Source organism: Nocardiopsis ansamitocini, from assembly GCF_030268225.1.
GTDB classification, from domain to species: domain Bacteria; phylum Actinomycetota; class Actinomycetes; order Streptosporangiales; family Streptosporangiaceae; genus Nocardiopsis_D; species Nocardiopsis_D ansamitocini.
The window spans coordinates 713,324-733,100 of record NZ_BSQG01000001.1; the positions used below are offsets into that span (position 1 = coordinate 713,324).

Annotated in this window: 22 protein-coding genes and 1 tRNA gene; 17 read left to right on the top strand and 6 right to left on the bottom strand. The window is 69.4% G+C overall.

Translation table 11 applies throughout. From position 1 onward, the window contains the following. The first annotated feature begins 136 nt into the window (after positions 1–136). The 4 genes from QSJ59_RS03225 (at position 137) to QSJ59_RS03240 (ending at position 4,977) form a co-directional block, all read left to right on the top strand. Positions 137–379: a hypothetical protein gene (locus tag QSJ59_RS03225; RefSeq protein ID WP_285757151.1), complete on the top strand. Its 243-nt coding sequence runs from the start codon at positions 137–139 to the stop codon at positions 377–379. 934 nt (positions 380–1,313) lie between these two features. Next, positions 1,314–2,018 carry a hypothetical protein gene (locus tag QSJ59_RS03230; RefSeq protein ID WP_285757152.1) on the top strand — a complete coding sequence of 235 codons (705 nt, stop codon included), beginning with the start codon at positions 1,314–1,316 and terminating at the stop codon, positions 2,016–2,018. A gap of 92 nt (positions 2,019–2,110) precedes the next feature. Continuing rightward, entirely contained in the window at positions 2,111–4,288 is a 2,178-nt protein-coding gene (locus QSJ59_RS03235) for a hypothetical protein (RefSeq protein ID WP_285757153.1), read from the top strand. Positions 4,289–4,605: 317 nt separating this feature from the next. Further along, positions 4,606–4,977, top strand: coding sequence for a hypothetical protein (locus QSJ59_RS03240; RefSeq protein WP_285757155.1), 372 nt, complete (start codon positions 4,606–4,608; stop codon positions 4,975–4,977). 52 nt (positions 4,978–5,029) lie between these two features. On the opposite strand, the gene QSJ59_RS03245 is transcribed toward QSJ59_RS03240, so the two are convergent. Further along, a complete protein-coding gene (locus tag QSJ59_RS03245) occupies positions 5,030–5,221 on the bottom strand; it encodes a hypothetical protein (RefSeq protein WP_285757157.1) in 192 nt (63 codons plus the stop codon). A gap of 121 nt (positions 5,222–5,342) precedes the next feature. Here QSJ59_RS03245 and QSJ59_RS03250 point away from each other — a divergent pair, with 121 nt between their 5' ends. From QSJ59_RS03250 to QSJ59_RS03300, 11 genes are all read left to right on the top strand, one after another. Further along, entirely contained in the window at positions 5,343–5,534 is a 192-nt protein-coding gene (locus QSJ59_RS03250) for a hypothetical protein (protein ID WP_285757158.1), read from the top strand. A gap of 91 nt (positions 5,535–5,625) precedes the next feature. Next, on the top strand, positions 5,626–6,060 hold the full coding sequence (locus tag QSJ59_RS03255; protein ID WP_285757160.1) for a RapZ C-terminal domain-containing protein: 435 nt from the start codon (positions 5,626–5,628) through the stop codon (positions 6,058–6,060). A gap of 11 nt (positions 6,061–6,071) precedes the next feature. Beyond that, positions 6,072–6,446, top strand: a complete 375-nt coding sequence (locus QSJ59_RS03260) for an HIT family protein (protein ID WP_285757161.1) — start codon at positions 6,072–6,074, stop codon at positions 6,444–6,446. Positions 6,447–6,545: 99 nt separating this feature from the next. Further along, on the top strand, positions 6,546–6,677 hold the full coding sequence (locus tag QSJ59_RS03265; RefSeq protein WP_285757163.1) for a hypothetical protein: 132 nt from the start codon (positions 6,546–6,548) through the stop codon (positions 6,675–6,677). 181 nt (positions 6,678–6,858) lie between these two features. Further along, positions 6,859–7,188: a WhiB family transcriptional regulator gene (locus QSJ59_RS03270; protein WP_285757165.1), complete on the top strand. Its 330-nt coding sequence runs from the start codon at positions 6,859–6,861 to the stop codon at positions 7,186–7,188. Between the two features lie 15 nt (positions 7,189–7,203). After that, positions 7,204–7,899: an exonuclease domain-containing protein gene (locus QSJ59_RS03275; RefSeq protein WP_285757167.1), complete on the top strand. Its 696-nt coding sequence runs from the start codon at positions 7,204–7,206 to the stop codon at positions 7,897–7,899. Positions 7,900–7,964: 65 nt separating this feature from the next. Then, complete coding sequence (locus QSJ59_RS03280; RefSeq protein ID WP_285757168.1) at positions 7,965–8,798, top strand: helix-turn-helix domain-containing protein; 834 nt, start codon at positions 7,965–7,967, stop codon at positions 8,796–8,798. Positions 8,799–8,820: 22 nt separating this feature from the next. Beyond that, positions 8,821–9,528, top strand: a complete 708-nt coding sequence (locus tag QSJ59_RS03285; protein ID WP_285757879.1) for an ATP-binding protein — start codon at positions 8,821–8,823, stop codon at positions 9,526–9,528. A 107-nt stretch (positions 9,529–9,635) separates the two neighbouring features. Next, on the top strand, positions 9,636–9,830 hold the full coding sequence (locus QSJ59_RS03290) for a hypothetical protein (RefSeq protein ID WP_285757170.1): 195 nt from the start codon (positions 9,636–9,638) through the stop codon (positions 9,828–9,830). Further along, positions 9,817–10,032 (top strand): helix-turn-helix transcriptional regulator, encoded by a 216-nt coding sequence (locus QSJ59_RS03295; protein WP_285757172.1) that lies wholly within the window; start codon positions 9,817–9,819, stop codon positions 10,030–10,032. Before QSJ59_RS03290 ends, QSJ59_RS03295 begins: the two co-directional genes overlap by 14 nt. Then, positions 10,032–11,477, top strand: a complete 1,446-nt coding sequence (locus QSJ59_RS03300; protein ID WP_285757173.1) for a site-specific integrase — start codon at positions 10,032–10,034, stop codon at positions 11,475–11,477. Before QSJ59_RS03295 ends, QSJ59_RS03300 begins: the two co-directional genes overlap by 1 nt. 137 nt (positions 11,478–11,614) lie before the next feature. Here QSJ59_RS03300 and QSJ59_RS03305 read toward each other — a convergent pair. Continuing rightward, a tRNA-Ile gene (locus QSJ59_RS03305) sits at positions 11,615–11,688 on the bottom strand. Between the two features lie 342 nt (positions 11,689–12,030). Here QSJ59_RS03305 and QSJ59_RS03310 point away from each other — a divergent pair. Both QSJ59_RS03310 and QSJ59_RS03315 read left to right on the top strand, forming a co-directional pair. Continuing rightward, positions 12,031–13,416 carry an FAD-binding oxidoreductase gene (locus tag QSJ59_RS03310; protein ID WP_285757174.1) on the top strand — a complete coding sequence of 462 codons (1,386 nt, stop codon included), beginning with the start codon at positions 12,031–12,033 and terminating at the stop codon, positions 13,414–13,416. Between the two features lie 58 nt (positions 13,417–13,474). Next, complete coding sequence (locus QSJ59_RS03315; protein ID WP_285757176.1) at positions 13,475–15,982, top strand: DEAD/DEAH box helicase; 2,508 nt, start codon at positions 13,475–13,477, stop codon at positions 15,980–15,982. Here the strand turns inward: QSJ59_RS03315 and QSJ59_RS03320 are convergent. From QSJ59_RS03320 to QSJ59_RS03335, 4 genes are all read right to left on the bottom strand, one after another. Continuing rightward, the gene (locus QSJ59_RS03320; RefSeq protein ID WP_285757177.1) at positions 15,979–16,437 is read right to left on the bottom strand and encodes a cytidine/deoxycytidylate deaminase family protein; all 459 of its coding nucleotides are present in this window, start codon (positions 16,435–16,437) and stop codon (positions 15,979–15,981) included. The genes QSJ59_RS03315 and QSJ59_RS03320 overlap by 4 nt on opposite strands. Beyond that, positions 16,434–17,129: a RibD family protein gene (locus tag QSJ59_RS03325; protein ID WP_285757179.1), complete on the bottom strand. Its 696-nt coding sequence runs from the start codon at positions 17,127–17,129 to the stop codon at positions 16,434–16,436. Before QSJ59_RS03325 ends, QSJ59_RS03320 begins: the two co-directional genes overlap by 4 nt. A gap of 135 nt (positions 17,130–17,264) precedes the next feature. Next, the gene (locus QSJ59_RS03330; RefSeq protein ID WP_285757181.1) at positions 17,265–18,461 is read right to left on the bottom strand and encodes a nitric oxide synthase oxygenase; all 1,197 of its coding nucleotides are present in this window, start codon (positions 18,459–18,461) and stop codon (positions 17,265–17,267) included. A 482-nt stretch (positions 18,462–18,943) separates the two neighbouring features. After that, positions 18,944–19,771 carry an alpha/beta fold hydrolase gene (locus QSJ59_RS03335; RefSeq protein ID WP_285757182.1) on the bottom strand — a complete coding sequence of 276 codons (828 nt, stop codon included), beginning with the start codon at positions 19,769–19,771 and terminating at the stop codon, positions 18,944–18,946. Between the last annotated feature and the right edge of the window lie 6 nt (positions 19,772–19,777).

A 19,777-nucleotide genomic window follows, 5' to 3' on the forward strand; every position in this document is an offset into this window, starting at 1 on the left:
CTGGTGGGTGGGTCCACTCACCACTCCGAGACGCGGGCGCGACGCGATGGCCGATGCCGCCGGGAGTTCCCGGACGAGTCGGACGCCGATGACGCCCGCATGCCAGCACACCCCACCGCTTCGAGGAGGTCCTCTCGTGATCCACCGTGCCCGTCTCGCCCCCACCCCTGAGGTCGCCGACCTGGGAGAGGGCGAGGGCTGGGTCCATACCGCCCGCTGCCCGTGCGGGCAGAACAGGCGCTCCTACCAGCGCAGCGAGGCCGCCGCGTGGGTGGCCGCGCACACCACTGCGACCACGGCGCCCGTCCAGACCCTGATCCCGGGACTGGCGAACGTGATGACACAGAAGAGAGGAGGAACCGGTGGCCACAGAGGTTGAGGACCCGCCCGAGATCGACGACGCCCGGCCCGACCCTGCCCCTGAACCCGAGACGGTACGGGCCGCTGAGGGAGCCCAAGCCGATCCGGCAGCGGAGCAGGAAGACGGTGACCCACCGCCGCTGCCCCCGTTGTTGGAGACCGGGGCCAGCAGTCTGGCCACGGCCGTTTCGGGTGTTTATGCGGCGGCGGGGCCGGTGGGGTTGATCGCGGCGGCCGGAGTGGCAGGGGTAGCCGGAGCCGCTTATGCCACTCATCGGGCCCACCAGGCGCGCCAGGTCCGCGCGGGCCGGAGAGCTTCGGCGAGAACCGCTGCCGGGCGCGCCGCGACCGGCTGGGGGCGTGGTCTTCGAGGGTTGCTCGGTGGGACCGCCGGCCGTGCGGGGACGGGAACTGGCGGTGCAGGCCGGGCTGGACGCCACCGTGCTTCAACCCAGCGCAGCGGCGGGACCGGTTCCACGGGCCGTTCTGGCAGCGCGCGTCCCGGCCCGTCGCGCTCCACCTCCGGGCGCGTTACCGGCGCTAATGGCCGTCCGGCTGCTGGTGGTGGCCGGTTCGGTGGGCCCCGTTCCTCGTTTGGGGGGCGCAGCGGCTTCTCGGGACCTACCCGCCCCGGTGGGGGCGGGGGACGCGCTGGCGGTGGCCTGTTGGGCCGCGGGCGAGGCGGGGTCGGGAGCTCGGGTCCTTCTCGCGCTGTGCGCCCTGGTGGTCGTGCCGGCGGGGCGTCGCGGCGTGGGCCGGGCGCGATGCTGGGGCGGTTGATGGGGCGTACTCGCCCTGGTCACCGGTCGGGCGTTCGCCGGTCCGTCACTGATCCGGCGTCCCGGGCGGTTCGCAGGCGCGAGGCCCGGCGCCTGGTGCGCCGGTTGGGCAAGATCTGGCGCAATCCGCGTGCCGTGCGCACACGCCGGCGGGCTCGTGCCCGGTGGCGCGGTATGCGTACCCAGGCGCAGCGGGTGAGTGGGTACCTGCGGCGGCGCCGGTGGGCGTTGCGTATGCGCGGATGGTGGCAGGGCATCGGCGACCTGTGGGGTCGTTGGTGGAACACCTTGCGTCGCCGTGCCTCGGACCCGCGGTACGGGCGGTTGCGCGGATGGCAGCTGGGTGTGGCCGCCGCCGCGATCGGCGCGATCGGGGCCGGTCCGAAGAAGTCTGCGCCCCGTGTGCTCACCGGGCGCATCATCGGCACCTGCGCGCCCGTGCCGGGCGGGGAGGGGCCGCTGTCCATCGCCGGGCGGTTGATATTCGCCCTGACCAGTGACGACGAAGGAGACAAGCCAGTGGCACCCGAGGTGCAAAGAGTCCGTGATGCGGCCGAGGAGCTGCGTGCCGCGCTTCAGGCGTTGGGCGGGTCCCAGGTCGGGATGCTCACCTACGAGCAGGGCCTCAAGGAGTTGGAGCCCACGCTGTCGACCGTGGCCGACGGGCTGACGGAGATGGGGACCATGGCCGAGGACGAGCAGCCGCTGGACCCGGCTGTGACCGAGTTCTTCACCGTGATCAGTGATGCCGCGCGCGGGTCGGCCGAGGTCGCCAGCGAACTGCCTGGGCTGTTTCGCGCGGCCCACGAGGTGGAGTTGGGGCGCCTGGAGGCACCGCGCACGCACGAGGAGCGCTGGGACGTCTCCCACCAGGACTGATCTCACCAGAACTGAACACGCGCGTACCGCGGGGCGGGGCCAGGACGGTCCTGCCCCGCTCCATGTTCACACCCTGATCGAGGAGCAGGCCCGTGGCCGCCAGTAGCACCAAGACCAAATCCAGGAAGTCGAAGAAGCAGCAGAAAGAGCGGGCGCGCAAGCGCTGGTCGCACCAGCAGGGCCCGTTTCTCGGAGCCGCCAACGCCGCGAGTGCGGCGTTGGCGGTGGCGTCGGTGGGGTCGCTGCCTGAGGTGGGCCTGGACTGGTGGTGGCCTTTGGCCACCGGGGCCGTGGGCGCCACCGCCGCCGTCACCCGGTCGGTGGCCACGGGCGGGCCGTGGGTGTCGCGCCTCTACCGGGGCGTGCGGTGGGCGGGTTACACGGGGTGGTGCTCCTGGGCCCTGGCCGCGGGCGGCCCTTGGGATAGCGCGGGCCTGGCCGCGCTGGGGGTGGGAACGGTGGCCGCGGCCGTCCTCCAACCCGCCTCCCGCAGCTTCGAGGTGGCTGCCGAGGACCGCCAGGCCGCCGAGGAGCGTATCCGTCAGCGCGCGGGCCTGGCCGGTGAGTGGGAGGCGCGCATCAACCGGATCTGCCGCGTCGACCGTCCCGGCGTGCGCGTCACCGACATCGCCGAGTGGATGATGCCCGACCCGAACCAGCCGGGCCAGACGCGCGAGACAGGCATGTCCATCGTCGTGGAGCTGCCCAAGGGGGCGAGTTCGTGGAAGACGATCCGGGCCCGGGCCGAGGATCTGGCCTCCGACGCCGATCTGCCCGATGAGTGCGGGATCGAGGTCGCCTCGCACGGGTCGCGGCGCCGGGTTCTGCTGCTGGTGAGCACCGTCAACGCGCTGGCCGACGACATCCCGGTGGGGGACGACTTCTCCCCGATGAGCATCTACGACGACCTGCTGGTGGGGATGTACCGCGACGGCTCCTACGTCAAGATCAACCTCAAGTGGTCGGCGATGGCGCTGATCGGGGCGACCGGATCGGGCAAGAGCGCGCATCTGGCGCTCATCATGCGCCAGATTCTGCGCTGTCCCGACGCGCTGGTCTTCGGTATCGACTTCAACGGCGGAAAAGCCTTCAAACCGTGGATCAGGCCGTGGTTGGAGGGGCGGGCGTCCAAGCCGGGCGTGGACTGGGTGGCCACCACGGCGAAGGAGGCCCACGCCATGCTCGACTTCGCGCTGGGGGCGATCCCCGCCCGCTCCTCGGGTTACTCCGACCTCATGGCCCAGATCAACGACGACAAGGTGCCGGCCTCCACCGCGATCCCCCACATCCAGATCATCACTGATGAGACCGCGGACCTGCCCAAGGAGATCAAGAACAAGCTGGTGGAGCTGTCCAACCGTTCTCGGGGCGCGTCCATCCGGCCGTTGACGTGCGCGTTGCGCGCGGTTTCGGCCGGGGGCGAGCAGATGCCCAAACCGTTGCTGGCCCAGGCGGGGGTGCGCACCGCCATGCGCGTCAACGAGGACTCGGAGTTGACCCACATGTACGGGTACTCGCGGGGCCTGCCCAAGGCCGGGGAGATGCCCGATCCCGGATACGGCCTGGTCCAGCCCAAACCCAGCACCATTCCCCGCATTTTCAAGGGATTGCTGGTCAAGCCCGACGACGCCGACAACACCGTGGTGGCCACCGACGAACACCGGCCGCTCATGGACGACGTGACCATCAACGTCAACCGCACGTCCTACCTACAGCGGTGGGAACGGGCGCACGCGGCCGGGTGGCTGGGTGCCAAACCCCCGGTTGCCCCAACCCGGCCCGCCGCATCCCGCCAGGACACCGCCGCTGGGAAGGAGATCCGTCCGGCGCTGGCCGACATCGACCTGGAGGGCGCGGTGGAGCGGGCCCGGGCCAAGCGTCGGGAACTGGAGGAACGCAACCGCCGGCGCGGTTCCCGGCCGCAAGCCGGAACCGGCGGTGGGGATGACGGGTTCGAGGCCATCGTGCGCGGCCTCAAAGGTCTGGGCCAGCAGCCCTTGCCCCGGCTCCTTCAGGTGGCCTTGGCCCACGCCAGTGACAAGGGCGTGCACACCAAGGTCGTAGAAGAGGCGTCCGGTCTGGACGCCGCCCGCATTCGCGAACTGTTCGCGCTTATCGGGCTCACCCCCGCTGAGGCGACCTTCCGGATGCATCCGGGCGCGGAGAGCCCCAAGGCGCGCGGCTACACCCGCGCGGATCTGGACTCAACCGCTGTCGGGATCCAGCTCGGAGACGTCCAAGTCCCACCCGAGTTCCGCGACGCTGTGTGACCGGTAGCGCTGTCCCAGGTGCTGTCCCAGAAGTGGGACAGCACCTGGGACGCGTCTGGGACAACGCTGGGACAGGGGTGGGACAGTTCGAGCTGTCCCACCCCTGTCCCAGGCCCGTCCCACCCTTGTGAACAGGCTGTCCCAGCTGGGACAGCCACCGGGGACGCCCCCCGTTCTCCGCTCTTTTCCAGGGGCCAACCCCCACTGGTATGGGTGCTGTCCCAGGTGGGACGGCACCCACACCCCCACACCGCAATCCGTCACTTTCGGTGATGGTTCTTGCGCCCCGCATGGGGCTTTCAGAACTGGAGACACACATGGGCATCGTCGCCGTGGGCGCCATCGGGCTCACCATCGTGCTCTACATCCTGGGCAGGCGGGGCCGTCTGCTGACCATCTCCGCCCTCATCGCGGGACTGGCCCTCACGCCCTGGATCGCCAGCCACATCGCCACCGCGATGTCGGCCACCGGCAACGCCGTGGGCATCGCGGTGTCGCTGATCGTGGCCGTGGCCGCGAGCGCGTGGATCGGCTACGAGATCAAAGAGGGCGGCGGTCGGACGGCAACGCCATGGATCGCTCTGACGCTGCCCGCCATCTGGGTCGCCGCCGGCGGGCCCTTCGCCAGCCTCTACGGCTTCCTCGCGGGGATCGTGGGCGGCTTGGACCAGATCGCCGCCGGCTTCTGACTCTCTTCTGGGCTCCTCTTCAGACGCCCTCTCCCCCGATGCTGACGGTCGGTCAGTCCCCGACCTTTCCGTCACGGATCTTGCCGATGTACTGCGGGCTCCAGTCCACCGAACGGGCGATGACGTTCAACCCCTGCCCGCCACGGGCTTCGAGTTCCTCACGGATGCCCTGCATCAACGCCGCTCGTGCCTTGTCGTAATCGGTGCGCAGTGCCCGCAGCCGCGGAACCTCTCGTTCAACCATGCCCTCATGATCACACAACCAAAGTGCGAAACAAGGATTCGCAACTCGATTGACAGATCAGGATCGACGCCCTAGCGTCATCTTTGTTGCGAAACAAAGTTTCATTTTTGGAAGGATTCCCATGCCCGCACCGACAAACGTCCACCTGGTCGTCAAGCACGACTACGAGGACACCCGAGTCGCGGCGGCGTTCGACGACGCCGACCAGGCCGAGCTCTACGCCGACGCCTGCAACCGGATACGAGGCGGTGAGGACTTCTACGTCACCACCGTCGACCTGCACCCCAGCGCGGCCGCCGCACTGGGCCTCTGAGCCCGGACGCCGTGCCTCCCATCCACCCCGAATGGGGTGGATGCGGGGGGACCGTCCGGTCCATCCCCCTTCACCTCTTCGAGGAGCAGCGATGAACACCCTCCCCGAGGACCTGTCCGGTCTGACCGACCGCGGCGCCATCAAGGTCCTCATCACCTCCTTCGGTGCCCTGCACCAAGACCCGCCAAGCGGTGACGCGATCACCGTGGACCTCACCAAAGCCCTGCACAACCCACACACCGATCCGAAGATGCGCACCCTCACCGGCCTGGACCACGCGGTGCGCCGCCACATGGAGACCACCCCCGGCTCACGCGCCGTGGTCGAGCGCACCGTGGACCGGGTCCTGGCCGCGATGGCCTACCACGACGGCCACGGCGAACTCACCGAGGTGCATGTCTACTGCCAGGGCGGACGCCACCGATCGGTGTGGGTCGCCGAAGAAACCGCCGCCCACCTGCGCGCGCTGGGTATCGGCGTCGAAGTCGAACACCGCCACATCTTCCGCGGCGTGGTGCAGCCGTGAACCCTTCCTGCGTGTTCTGTCAGATCGTGGCCGGCACACGCGACGCCACGGTCATGGCCACGTGGTGCGACGCCATCGCGATCGTGCCCCTCAATCCCGTGGTGGCCGGGCACTGGCTGGTCATCCCGCGCCTGCACGTCCCCCACGCCGCCGCCGACCCGTCGGTGAGTGCGGCGGTGATGCGCCGCGCCGCCGAAGTCCTGGCCCACACCGACGACCAGGCCAACCTCATCACCTCGATCGGGCCCGACGCCACCCAGACCATCGCCCACCTGCACATCCACATCGTGCCCCGCGAAGCAAGAGACGGCCTGGCCCTGCCCTGGACACCGTCCACCAAGGACAAGGAGGTGAACCCCGGGAACAACCGCCCGCCCCGCAAGTAAAACCGCCCCCGACGCACAGCGAGACCCCACCAGTACAGCCAAGCACCAGGTGAGGCCCCGCGACCCCAAGCAGAACGAACTGAAAGAGGCGAGACCAGTATGGACCACACCACCGCCCCCCGACAGGGCCTCACGACCCTGTTCCTCAGTGCCATCGGCGCGTGCGCCCACGTGTGGGCGACCGTGGGAAGCACGACCAGCTGCACCCGCTGCGGCACCATCCGCTGGTAGGCGCGCCATGACCCTCATCCAGCGCCTGGCCCGAACCGTCCGCGGAATCGCCCTGCCCTGCGCCTGCGGAGCGATGGTCGACCGCAGCGACCCCGTCCAGTGGGAAGCCCACAAGAACTGCCGCTGACCCTCGACCTCCCGGCAGGCGGCCCTCCTCCCCGGTACACGCCTCAATGTCGGCGTGCCCCCGGGGAGCGGGGGCGACCCACCGGCATATCCCGACACCGACAAGGAGAACGTCCTGAACCGCACCGATCCCACCCCCGGCCGGGCCTGGATGACCCAAGGGCTGTGCGGACGCCTGGCCGACAACCGGGCGTGGTTCCCCGACCGCGAGACCCCCGCCCAGACCGCGGCCGCGCGCGAGGTCTGCGCGCGCTGTCCCGTCAGCGCGTCGTGCCTGGCCTACGCCCTGGACCTATCCAGCCCGCCACGCGGGGTATGGGCCGCAACCACGACCAACCAACGAAAAGACCTCCGCGCCCGACACCGATTCCCCCTGACCCCCTAGGAGAACGAGGACCCCGTGACGAACTGGCACCTGAACCGCTTGGTGGCCCTGGACACCGAGACCACCGGCGTGGACACCGATTCCGACCGCATCGTGACCGCCGCCCTGCTGCGCGTCAACGGCACCACCGGTGGTGTCGAAGAACTCTCCTGGTTGATCGACCCCGGCATCGACATCCCCGAGGAGGCCACCCAGATCCACGGCATCACCACCGAGCACGCCCGGGCCCACGGCCGCCCCGCCGCCGAGGCGGTGGGTGAGATCGTCGCGGCCTTGGCCAGCGTGGCCGCCGCCGACACCCCGGTGGTGGCCTACAACGCCGCTTTCGACCTGACCCTGTTGGACCGGGAGGCGCGCCGCCACGGCCACCAGGTCGACCTCACGGGGTTGCGGGTCATCGACCCCATGGTCCTGGACAAGCAGGCCGATCCCTACCGCCGTGGCGGCCGCAAGCTCGTGGACGTGTGCGCCCACCACGGCGTGGTGTTCACCGGCGCCGCCCACGGGGCCACCGCCGATGCTCTGGCGGCCGCGCGTCTGGCCTGGAAGCTCGCCCACACCACCCCTCACCTGGCCGCCATGGACTTGGAGGACCTGCACACCGCGCAGAAGCACTGGCGCGCCCACCAGGCGGCCTCCCTGGAGGAGTACCTGCGCCGCACCGACCCCGAAGCCGTGGTGGAGCGCGACTGGCCGTTCATCCCCGCCTGACCCGCACCATCCCGTGAAACCGCCCGGGCCGGCCTTCGGCCTGCCCGGGCTAGAGAGAAGACACCGTGTCCAACGAGGCCATCACCTGGGCCTTCAAGCAGGACATCGCCAACAGCTCCGCCAAGTTCGTCCTGGTCGTACTCGCCGACTTCGCCGACGAGTCCTGGGAGTGCTTCCCCGGCCAGAAGAAGATCGCCCGCATGACCGGCATGGGAGAGAGGTCGGTACGGCGCTCGCTCGAATGGTTGGAGGAACAAGGCTTCATCACTCGCTGTCACCGATATGGGAGCAGTGGCAAGCGAACCTCGGACCGCTACCGGCTCCTTCAGAGGCCGGACTCGACTACCGGCCAAAATGACCGGTTGCTGGAACCCCTGGTCAGCACCACCGGCCAAATTGACCACCGGTCAGATTGGCCGCAAGTACTACCGGCCAAATTGGCCGCCGGTCAAAATGACCACAGGCTGCCACCTGCGGTTTTCACTACCGGCCAAATTGACCACCGGTCAGATTTGCAGTCACTACCGGCCAATCTGGCCGGACATGAACCCTTAGTAGAACCCCCAGTCATCTCTATTGAGAAAGCACGCGCGGCCAAGCACGGCGACGACACCCCGATCCCACCGGACTTCGCCGTCACACAGCGCATGCGCGACTGGGCCACCGACAACGCCCCCGGTGTCGACGTCGACTTCGAGACCGAACAGTTCGTCGACTACTGGGCCTCACGCGGCACCCCCCGCCGCGACTGGACCGCCGCCTGGCGCCAATGGATGCGCAACCAGACCAAGTGGACCTCCCAACGCACCCACAACCAGCCCCAGCGCGCCAACCGCTACCAGCCTTGGCGCAACACCGACCCCGCCCGCCACTACGCCGACCCCGACCCCTGGGCCTAGAAGGGAACCACCCGTGACACCCATGAGCGCCGACACCGCGCTAGCCCGCATCACCACCGCCCTGCACCGCCGCGGCCTCACCCTCGACACCCCACCCGCCGCGCCCCTGCCGCGCGGCTCCTACGCCCACCGCGGCGGCCCCGGCGAACCCGGCGACCCCGCCTGGCACCACCAACAACGCGTAGAGGTCGCCCTGGAACGCTGGCAGCGCCTAACCCCGCCCCGCTACACCCACGCCCGCACCACCCACCCCGGGGTGAGCGCGTGGGCCGACAGCGTGGCCGCCGACCAGCGCACCGCGCCCTCACTGCTGCTGTGGGGCCCCACCGGAACCGGCAAGACCCACCACGCCTTCGCCGCCACCCACCGCATCGCCCAGGCCGGCCCGCCGCGCTTCGCCCTGACCTTCACCACCCACCCCGACCTGTACTCGGCACTGCGCCCGGGCGGCCACGACGACGGCGAACGCGAACGCACCATGCGGCGGCTGCTGGCCACTCCCCTGCTCGTCCTGGACGACCTGGGAACCGCCCGCGAATCCGAGTGGACCGGCGAAATCCTGTACCGCGTCATCAACCACCGCTACAACCAGCAGCTCCCCACCCTGATCACCACCAACCACGCCCCCGCGGCGCTGCCCGGCGTGCTGGGAGACCGCATCGCCTCACGCCTCATCCAGATGACCACCCGCATCGAGATCACCGGCCCCGACCGCCGGCTCACCCGGTGAGCCCCACCCGCACGACCCCGGACACGACAAAGCGGCCCCGGCCTGTACCGCCAAGCACCGCCGGGACCGCACCCCAAAACCCTCGAGAAGGAAGAGGCACAACCATCATGACCGACCGGTGCAAACCACGCCTGGCTCTGGCCAAGGTTCGGGTGACCGGGCCGCCCGAGGTCGTCGACCAGGTGGTCGACGCCATCACCGACGCCCTGCCTTCCGCTGCCCCGTCGCGGCCCTACCCCAGTCGCCACGACTCCGGCCACGTCCGCGTCTACCTGGAGGTCACCCCGAATGAGCACCCCTAAGACCCTGGTCCCGGCCCCGCGCTATCGGAACTGGCTGACCGTCGAGGAGTTCTGCGAGGACATCGGGATCGCCCGGTCGACGTTCAACGACTGGCGGGCCAAGGGGCGTGGCCCGAAGTGCGCGAAGCTGCCCAGCGGCAAGCTGCGTATCCGACGCAGCGAGGCCGAGAAGTACATGGCCGCGCTGGAGGACGCCTCCTGATGGACGACACCACATACGACGTGCGGATCTGGAAGAAGATCGAGGTCTACAGGGGCAAGAGGAAGACCACGCACACCGTGCGGTGGCGGGTGGGGAGCCAGGAGTTCCGCGAGCCGCACAGCACGGCCGCGATGGCCGACTCCTTCCGGTCGAGTCTGGTGGCGGCCACCAACCGTGGTGAGGCGTTCGGCGTCACCACGGGACGGCCTGCCTCCTGGGCCCGGGCGGAGGAGGAGGCCGTGTCCTGGTTCTCCTTCGTCCGCGGCTACATCGACGCCCATTGGAGCGGGGTCTCGGCCGGGCACCGGCTGGACAGGGCGAAGTACCTGGCCAAGGCGTCCATGGCGATGCTGGACGAGAGGGCTCCGGGCAGGCCCGGAGACCAGGTCCTACGGGCCGCGCTGCGCAACTGGTGGCTCAACAAGACGCACCGGGAGCGGGAGAGCCCCGCTGAGGTCGAGGCGGCCCTGGAGTGGTTGGAGCGCCACACCCTGCCGGTGAAGCGTCTGGAAGACCCCGTGGTCGCCCGCCGGGTGCTGACGCTGGCCACCAGCAAGTTCGATGAGAGCGGCGGCGGCAGCCTCGGGGCCAAGGCCGCCACCAAGTCCAAACGCATTCTGTCCCACTGCCTGGACTTCGCGGTGGAGCGCGGGCACCTGGCGGCGAACCCGGTGAGCTACCACCGCAACCCCGCCGGGGCCATCAAGTGGAAGCCGCCCAAGGTCAACAACCAGGTCGACAAGCGGTCGGTGCCCAACCCGCGGCAGGCCCGGAGGCTGTTGGACGCGGTGGGCGAGGAAGGGCGCAGCGGGCATCTGCTGCGCCCCTTCTTCGCCGTGATGTACTTCGCCGCCCTGCGCCCCGAGGAGGCGGTGAACCTGCGCTGGCGGGACGTGACGCTCCCCGGATACGTGTGGGACGCCGGACGCGGCGAGTGGATCGTTCCCGGCTCGGAATGGGGTGAGATCAACGTCCGGGAGGTCGCACCGGACGTGGGGCGCCGGTGGACCGACAGCGGCCGGCAACGCGACACGAGGCCGCCGAAGGGGCGCGCGGAGGGCGAGAGCCGCCCTGTTCCGTGCGTCCCGTTGCTCAGCCGCATCCTGCGGGACCACCGGGCCGTTCCGGAGCAGGGGCCGGACGGGTTGGTGTTCTTCGGGGAGAAGGGGCGCCAGCTCGCGACGAGCACGTACTCGAAGGTGTGGCGCAGGGCCCGCGGGCGGGCCCTGGCGCCGCAGGAGTTCGAGAGTCCGCTGGCCCAGCGTCCCTACGACCTGCGCAGCGCCTGTGTGTCGGCCTGGTTGACCAACGGGACGCAGCCCCGTCAGGTGGCGGAGTGGGCCGGCCACGGGCTGGACGTCCTTCTCAGGATCTACGCCCGGATCCTGGACGGGAGCGAGGAGGAGTCGCGCCGGCGCATGGAGGGCGGTTTCGAGGGGTTCTGAGCCCGGGGAACTTCACCGTGTATTCCCCGCAGGCGGCCGGACGAAGTCGTAGCCGTCCGTACGCGGCCGGATGACGAAGAAAGCGCCGCTGGCCTGTACTCGCAGGTCGGCGGCGCTTTTCCCATGTGTACGGCGAGTAGGCCGGGCGGGGCTCGAACCCGCGACCCAGGGATTATGAGTCCCCTGCTCTGACCAGCTGAGCTACCGGCCCCACACCCTGGAACCTCGAAGACGCTCCATACTTTCGAACCAGTCACAGGTCGACGGGGTGCCCGCGATTCTAGCAGTACCGGTCTTCTCGGCCACGGGCGCGATTGTCGGTCCGGCATGGGAAACCCGACCCGCAGCGCCGGCAAGGGGTTTCTCGAGGTCACCGTAACGACCGGACCGTCTCACGGGTGATCTGCGGGGACAGGGCTCATTTTTTCTCGATCGCGCAGTAGCCCGGAGGCCGGATTCGGCCACCTCTGGCCCGGGCGGTCCCGGCGCCGCGGTGACACACCGTGTCACCGAACAGCGGCGGGGAGTAGGGGCGGGAGTAACGTGCGAAGACATGACGACTCACGTCCACTCGACACTGCTGGACCGGCTGCGCGCCGGCCTCCCCGACACCGTCTTGAGCAGCGATCCCGACGTTCTCGCCGGCCATCGCGAGGATGCGGCACCGCTGAGCCCCGTGGGTGTGCCCGCGGCGCTGGTGCGCGCGGGTGAACTGGGGCACGTGCGGCACGTGCTGGGAGTCGCCCAGGAACTGGGGGTCCCGGTGGTGCCCCAGGGGGCGCGTACCGGCCTGTCGGGCGGGGCCAACGCGGTCGACGGCTGCGTGCTGTTGAGCACCGAGCGGATGAACACGATCGAACGCATCGATCCGGTCGAGCAGATCGCCGTGGTGCGCCCCGGGGTGCGCAACGCCGACCTCTCACGGGCGGTACGGGCCGAGGGTCTGTACTATCCGCCCGACCCCGGCTCCTGGGAGACGTCGACGATCGGCGGCAACGTCGCCACGAACGCCGGCGGGATGTGCTGCGTCAAGTACGGGGTCACGGCCGACTTCGTGCGAGGTCTGGAGGCGGTCCTGCCGGGCGGGGAGGTGGTGCGTACCGGTCGCAGTACCGCCAAGGGCGTGGCCGGGTACGACCTCACCCGGTTGCTGTGCGGTTCCGAGGGCACGTTGGCCGTCATCACCGAGGTCACCCTGGCGTTGGTCCCGGAGCCGGAGACTGCGCTGACCGCGGTGGCCACGTTCGGTTCGGTGCAGGATGCGGCGCGCGCGGTCGCGGGGGTCATGGCGGCGGGTCACCGTCCCTCGCTCCTGGAGCTGCTCGACGCGCCGACGATCCGCGCGGTCAACGCCCATCGCCCGATGGGACTGCCCGAGGAGGCTGCGGCGATGCTTCTGGTCCAGTCCGATCGCGGACCGTTGGCGTCCGGGGACATCGCCGCCTACGCGAAGGTGTTCGGCGGCCATGGCGCCCAGGAGGTGGCGACCGCTGACGACGCGGCGGAGTCGGACATGCTCTTGGAGGCCCGTCGCCTGCTGCTGCCGGCCCTGGGGGACCTGGGGTCGGTATTGGTGGACGACGTGTGTGTGCCGCGGGGGCGAATGGCGGAGCTGGTCGAGGGGGTGGCCGCGCTGGGCGCGACGAGCGGCCTGGTGACGGCGTGTTCGGGTCATGCCGGTGACGGCAACATGCACCCGTGCGTCATCTTCGACGCGGCCGACCCCGGCCAGGTGGAGCGGGCGCGGGAGGTGTTCGCCGCCATCATGGACCTGGGCCTGGCCCTGGGCGGGACCATCACCGGTGAGCACGGTGTGGGCCTGCTCAAACGCCCGTGGTTGGCGACCGAGCTCGGTCCGGTGGCGATGCGGCTGCACCGCGAGGTCAAGCGGGTGTTCGACCCCAAGGGCATCCTCAATCCGGGCAAGGTGCTCGGTTGAGGGGTGCGCGGCGGCGCGGTCGGGACGGGGGACGTCGGGGAGCGGGCACTATGGAGGGGTGAGCCTCATCGATCTTCTCCCCAGCGGCGGCGCCGAACCCGACTCCCTTTTCGACGCGTTCGAGACATGGGCCTCGGAGCGGGGGCTCACGCTGTACCCGCACCAGGAAGAGGCCCTGATCGAGGTGGTGTCGGGGTCCAACGTCATCCTGAGCACGCCCACGGGCTCCGGTAAGAGTCTGGTTGCCGCTGGGGCGTTGTTCGCGGCGCTCGCGCGGGACGAGTGCGCTTTCTACACCGCGCCGATCAAGGCGTTGGTGTCGGAGAAGTTCTTCGAGCTGTGCGCGATCTTCGGTACCGACAACGTCGGCATGATGACCGGTGACGCCAGTGTCAACGCCGATGCGCCGATCGTGTGCTGCACCGCGGAGGTGCTGGCCAACATTGCGTTGCGCGACGGTTCGTCGGCCGACATCGGCACCGTCGTGATGGACGAGTTCCATTTCTATGCCGAACCGGACCGGGGCTGGGCCTGGCAGATCCCGTTGCTGGAGCTGTCGCAGGCGCAGTTCGTGCTGATGTCGGCGACGTTGGGCGACGTGACCCGGTTCGAGGAGGACCTGGTGCGGCGCACCGGTCGGACCACGAGCGTGGTGTCGTCGGCGGTTCGCCCGGTCCCCTTGTACTACTCCTACAAGACCACGCCTTTGCACGAGACGTTGGAGGAGTTGCTCACCACGCGTGAGGCGCCCATCTACATCGTGCACTTCACCCAGGCCGCGGCGGTGGAGCGGGCGCAGTCGCTGATGAGCATCAACATGTGCAGCAAGGCGGAGAAGGAGGCGATCGCGGCCGAGATCGGGGCGTTCCGCTTCACGACCAAGTTCGGCCGCAACCTCTCCCGTTACGTGCGGCACGGGATCGGTGTGCACCACGCCGGCATGTTGCCCAAGTACCGCCGGTTGGTGGAGCGTCTGGCCCAGTCGGGGCTGTTGAAGGTCATCTGTGGTACCGACACGTTGGGGGTGGGGGTCAACGTGCCGATTCGTACGGTGCTGTTCACCGCACTGTCCAAGTACGACGGTTCGCGGGTGCGCCGGTTGCGGGCCCGGGAGTTCCACCAGATCGCCGGGCGGGCCGGGCGGGCCGGGTTCGACACGGTGGGCAATGTGGTGGCACAGGCTCCCGAGCACGTGGTGGAGAACGAGAAGGCCCTGGCCAAGGCGGGTGACGATGTCAAGAAGCGCCGCAAGGTGGTGCGCAAGAAGGCCCCTGAAGGATTCGTGAGTTGGGACGAGGCCACCTTCGAGAAGCTGATCGGGGCCGATCCGGAGCCGCTGGTGTCGCGGTTCAGGGTCAGCAACGCGATGTTGCTCAGCATTATCGCGCGGCCCGGTGACTGCTTCGCGGCGATGAAGCACTTGCTCACCGACAACCATGACGAGCGCCGCAACCAGCGCCGCCATATCCGCGAGGCGATCGCGATCTACCGTTCGTTGCTGGACGGGGGGATCGTGGAGCAACTGCCCGAACCCGATGCGCAGGGGCGCACGGCGCGGCTGACCGTGGACCTCCAGCCCGACTTCGCACTCAATCAGCCGTTGTCCACGTTCGCTCTGGCGGCGTTCGATCTGTTGGACAAGTCCGCGCCGACCTATCCGCTCGACGTGCTCACGGTGGTGGAGTCCACTCTCGACGATCCGCGCCAGATCCTCGCCGCCCAGCTCAACAAGGCGCGTGGCGAAGCGGTCCAGCAGATGAAGGCCGATGGGATCGAGTACGACGAGCGGATGGAGCGGTTGGAGGAGATCTCCTACCCCAAGCCGATGCAGGAACTGCTCGATCATGCCTATGACGTCTATCGACGGGGTCACCCGTGGGTGGGCGACCACCCGTTGCAGTTGAAGTCGGTGGCGCGCGACATGTTCGAGCGCGCGATGACCTTCACCGACTATGTCGGCTATTACGAGTTGGCGCGTTCTGAGGGGCTGGTGCTGCGTTATCTGGCCAGTGCCTACAAGGCGTTGAACCAGACGGTTCCCGAGGACGCAAAGACCGAGGAGCTGCTCGATCTGATCGAGTGGCTGGGCGAGTTGGTGCGGCAGGTGGACTCCAGCCTGTTGGACGAGTGGGAGCAGTTGACCAATCCGGTCGACGAGCCGGGGGCGGCCCCGGTGGAGGCCAAGCCCAGGCCGGTCACGGGCAACGCGCGGGCTTTCCGGGTTCTGGTGCGCAACGAGCTGTTTCGTCGGGTGGAGCTCGCGGCGTTGCGCCGGTACTGGGAGCTGGGGGCTTTGGATGCCGAGGACGGCTGGAACACCGAGGCGTGGGAGGAAGCCATGGCGGAGTACTACGCCGACCACGACTCGCTGGGCACCGGTCCGGACGCGCGCGGCCCGCAGCTGCTGTTGATCGAGGAGAAGCCGGGCCTGTGGGAGGTCCGTCAGGTCTTCGACGATCCGGCCGGGGATCACGACTGGGGGATCACCGCGGAGGTGGATCTGGCGGCCTCCGACGAGGAGGGGCGCGCGGTCGTGCACGTGGTCGAGGTGGACCGGCTCGGCTAGGGGCCGAGGAGGTGGGCGTTGACCTCGCGCACGAGTGGAGCGAGGTCGGGGGCCTCGACGACCGTGCGGCCTGCGGCACGGAGGAGTTCGGCGCCCTCGCAGTCCACGAACAGCGCGGGTTCGCGCCAGGCGAAGACGATCCTGGTCACGGGGGTGGCCAGGATGAGCTGAGCGCACGGGACCGGACGCGAGGCGCGGGTGCTACAGGGTTCCAGGGAGCTGTAGAGGGTGGCGCCGGCGAGCCGGGGATCGCGGGCCGCCAATGAGCGCAGGGCTGCCTCTTCGGCGTGCTCGTGGGGGTCGTCGCGCCGGGAGTAGCCGTCGGCGATGACCTTGTCCCGGGCGTCCACGATGAGGGCGCCGACGGAGAAGGCCGTCGCGGACGGTGGGCAGGAGCGGGACAGTTCGATGGCGGCGTGCAGGTGGCGCAGGTCGTTTTCGGTGGGGCCGCTCATGGGGTGCTCCCGTCGGTCGCGTAGTGCAGGACGGCGATGTCGCCGAGGGATCGGGTCCGTACGAGGCGCATGGGCCGGGCGGGCGGGTTGGTGAAGGTGCCCGGGTGGACGAAGCGCGGGGCGTCGGGGTCGCCGATGAGGAACGGGGCGACGGCGAGCCGTAGCTCGTCGGCGAGGCCGTGGGTGAGGAAGGCGGTGTGTACCGCTCCCCCGCCCTCCACCATGAGGCGCTCGATACCGCGCTCGGCGAGGTCGGAGAGCACGGTGGCCAGGTCCAGGGGCTCTCCGACGGCGATGATGCGGGTGTCGGGGCGGTCGGCGAAGCGGTCGGCGGTGGCGGCGTGCACGGGGTCGGGGACGTAGACGAGGGTGCCGGCGTCTCCCGTGGTGAAGATGCGCGCTGTGGGATCGAGTTCGCCGCTGGCGCTGAGGACGACTTTGACCAGGTGGGCGGTTGTTCCTTGGTCGATTCTTCGCTGTTGGCGTTGGGGGGAGCGCACCAGGAGCCGTGGGTTGTCGGCCCGCACGGTTCCCGCGCCGACGAGGATCGCGTCGCAGCGGGCGCGCAGTTCGTCGACCTCGTCGAAGTCGGCCTCGTTGGACAGGCGCAGTCGGTCGGGGGAGGCATCGTCGATGTAGCCGTCGAGGGACATGGCGCAGCTGAGTACGACGTGTGGGCGGAGCGGATCCATGTCCGTCAGGCTAGCGTCGGGCCGGGCTGCGCCCCTCGAACGGGGGCGGGTGGCAAGGACGGCGCACCGTGCGGGCGTGGGTGGACAGCCGGACCGGGACGGTGGCCCGGCGTCGGCTGTCGGCAGCGGTGGCTCTCAGCCGCCGTGTCCGAAGGGGCAGCCGGCCTGGCGGGCCGTCACGCGGGGGTCGGGGAGGTAGTTGGGGAGCAGGTCCGCCTCGTCGTAGTAGCGGTGGTAGACGGGGGTGATCCCGCTGGACATCGGGGGAACGATCCAGGTCCAGTCGGCGGGCACGATCCGGCCTGCGCGCTCTTCCTTCTTCAGGTGCAGCAGGAAGCGTCGGGACTCGGTGTGGTGGTCGGTGATGGTCACCCCGGCTTCGCCGAAGGAGTGCAGGACCGCGCGGTTGAGTTCGAGGAGCACGCGGTCGCGCCAGAGGGTTTCTTCGCGGGAGGTGTCCAGACCCAGGCGTTTGGCTACCTCGGGGATGAGGTTGTAGCGGTCCTCGTCGGCGAAGTTGCGGGCGCCGATCTCGGTTCCCATGTACCAGCCGTTGAACGGGGCGGGGTAGCTGATGCCGCCGATGCTGAGGAGCATGTTGGAGATGACGGGGACGGCGTGCCAGCGCATGCCGAGCTCGGCGAACCAGGGAAGCTCCGGGTGGGTGATGAGGACTTCGAGGACCAGTTCCTCGGGGACGTCGCCGAGTAGTGGCTGATGTCCGGGGGCTTCGATGACCAGCGGCAGGAGGTCGAAGTCGCTTCCGCTTCCGCCGGTCCAGCCCATACGGCGGGCCATGGCGGTGAACTGGGCCTGACCGGGGTCGCCGACGACGGAACCGTCGGGGCGGCTCCAGCCGGCGTAGCGGATCAGCTGCTCGTTGTGGACGCGTACGCCTTCACCGTTGGGTTTGAGTGGGGGAAGGACGGTGACGACGGGGCGGATGGCTCCGCCGTTGGTGCTGATGCGGAGGTGGTCGGTCAGTGCCTGGTAGATGCCGGCGGGGGTGCGCTGGGACCGGTGGTCGCGCACTTGGAGGCTGTTCCAGTAGAGGCGTCCGATGCAGCGGCTGGAGTTGCGCCAGGCGACCTTGGCCCCGAACTGCAGTTCCTCAGGGGTGTGGGTGTAGGTGCCGGTCCGGGCGATCTCCACCCGGACCTGGCTCCAGCGGGTGCGGAAGTCCCCCGCGTCGGAGCGCTCCGTGTGGAAGAGCCGCAGGAACTCCTCTGCCTCCCCGGGGTCGGTCTCCACCGGCTCCACGGCGCCCGTGGGCTGCGGCGCGGCTGCTCTGACGCGCTCGGTCGGCTCTCCGGCAACAGCGCTACGACTCAACTCTTGATCCCCGCTTCCCACGAAACCACGACTCGTTCGTGCTCCATCACGCGACCAATAGGGTCCCATGTTCCACAAGAAAACGCCCCCCCGCAGGCGAACCGGAAAGAAAGCAACGAAAGATGCTTTTCTTCCCGGATTCGGCGCACCACCTCCACTGGAGGCCAGGGCGTGATCGAGGGGAGAAATCAGCTGCTCAGGGGGAGAAGAGCAATGCTCTCACCCAGAGTAACCGCTCACTTTTTTCCGGTGAGCCGATCAAGCGTCGCACAGTCGCCCGCAAAAAGAGACATCGCCCCCATGCGCCCCACGGCACGCAAAGGGGACCTGCGCGAGACCTGCGGGCCCGCCCTGCTCCATGACGGCCCCGTCTCGAAACCGTTGGTGTGGCGGAGGGTAGGACAACGGGAAACCCGGGCACAGCGACCACCAGGGGGAATGACATGGCGGAGCACGGGGCCGGGGTCCTCGCTTCCTTCTCGCTACGGTGCGAGGAAACCGGCGAGGGCCGCAGCCAGCTGGGCGGGTGCGTTCTCCTGCACGAGATGCCCCGCCCCCGACAGCATGTGCAGGCGCGCACCGGGGATGAGTGCCACCAGTTCCCGCCCCTTCTCCGGGGGGATCCAGGTATCGAACTCACCCCAGCACACGAGTACGGGCAGATCGATTTCGCCGTAACGGGGCTGTACCTCGTCGGTGTGCTGCTGTCGGGCCTGGGCGATCTGGCGGTAGAACGCGGGTTGCCCGTACTCCCCCAGCCAGGGCGCCGTGAGCGCGTCCAGGGTCAGGGTGGGCAGTTCTCGGTGGCTGGCCGAGGCGATGTACGCGCGGACGAGGGCTTCGTGCAACGCGGGTGGCAGCGCGGCGAACACGTCGGGGTTGTCCCCCACCAGACGGAAGAACGAGGAGCCCCAGGGCGCCACGGCCACCGGGTCGACCAGCGCCAGCCGCTCGTAGTGTGCCCCGTGCAGCAGATGGGTTCGCAGCGCCACCGCACCGCCGAAGTCGTGGGCGACCACCGCGGGGGCGGGGAGTTCCCACAATCTCAGCAGATCGGCGAACACGTCCGCCTGCGCGGCGAGCGAGACGTCCTGGTCGGCTCGCTGCTCGGAAGAGCCGTAGCCCAGCATGTCCCAGACGTGGACACGGTGGGTAGCAGCCAATCCGCGAGCGATATCGCGCCACACATAGGAGGAGAAAGGGGTCCCGTGCAGCAGGACCACGGGGGTGCCACTGCCGAAGCGGTCCCACCGTACGGTCCCGCCCGGTGTCTGGTGGGCATGGCGAAGAGTCCAGTCGGTCACGGTCATGGGTAA

Coding starts and splice junctions, on each gene's coding strand:
- QSJ59_RS03230 (WP_285757152.1), top strand. CDS start 1,314: ATGCGTACCCAGGCGCAGCGGGTGAGTGGGTACCTGCGGCGGCGCCGG.
- QSJ59_RS03240 (WP_285757155.1), top strand. CDS start 4,606: ATGGGCATCGTCGCCGTGGGCGCCATCGGGCTCACCATCGTGCTCTAC.
- QSJ59_RS03245 (WP_285757157.1), bottom strand. CDS start 5,221: ATGGTTGAACGAGAGGTTCCGCGGCTGCGGGCACTGCGCACCGATTAC.
- QSJ59_RS03250 (WP_285757158.1), top strand. CDS start 5,343: ATGCCCGCACCGACAAACGTCCACCTGGTCGTCAAGCACGACTACGAG.
- QSJ59_RS03255 (WP_285757160.1), top strand. CDS start 5,626: ATGAACACCCTCCCCGAGGACCTGTCCGGTCTGACCGACCGCGGCGCC.
- QSJ59_RS03265 (WP_285757163.1), top strand. CDS start 6,546: ATGGACCACACCACCGCCCCCCGACAGGGCCTCACGACCCTGTTCCTC.
- QSJ59_RS03285 (WP_285757879.1), top strand. CDS start 8,821: ATGAGCGCCGACACCGCGCTAGCCCGCATCACCACCGCCCTGCACCGC.
- QSJ59_RS03290 (WP_285757170.1), top strand. CDS start 9,636: ATGACCGACCGGTGCAAACCACGCCTGGCTCTGGCCAAGGTTCGGGTG.
- QSJ59_RS03295 (WP_285757172.1), top strand. CDS start 9,817: ATGAGCACCCCTAAGACCCTGGTCCCGGCCCCGCGCTATCGGAACTGG.
- QSJ59_RS03300 (WP_285757173.1), top strand. CDS start 10,032: ATGGACGACACCACATACGACGTGCGGATCTGGAAGAAGATCGAGGTC.
- QSJ59_RS03310 (WP_285757174.1), top strand. CDS start 12,031: ATGACGACTCACGTCCACTCGACACTGCTGGACCGGCTGCGCGCCGGC.
- QSJ59_RS03320 (WP_285757177.1), bottom strand. CDS start 16,437: ATGAGCGGCCCCACCGAAAACGACCTGCGCCACCTGCACGCCGCCATC.
- QSJ59_RS03325 (WP_285757179.1), bottom strand. CDS start 17,129: ATGGATCCGCTCCGCCCACACGTCGTACTCAGCTGCGCCATGTCCCTC.
- QSJ59_RS03335 (WP_285757182.1), bottom strand. CDS start 19,771: ATGACCGTGACCGACTGGACTCTTCGCCATGCCCACCAGACACCGGGC.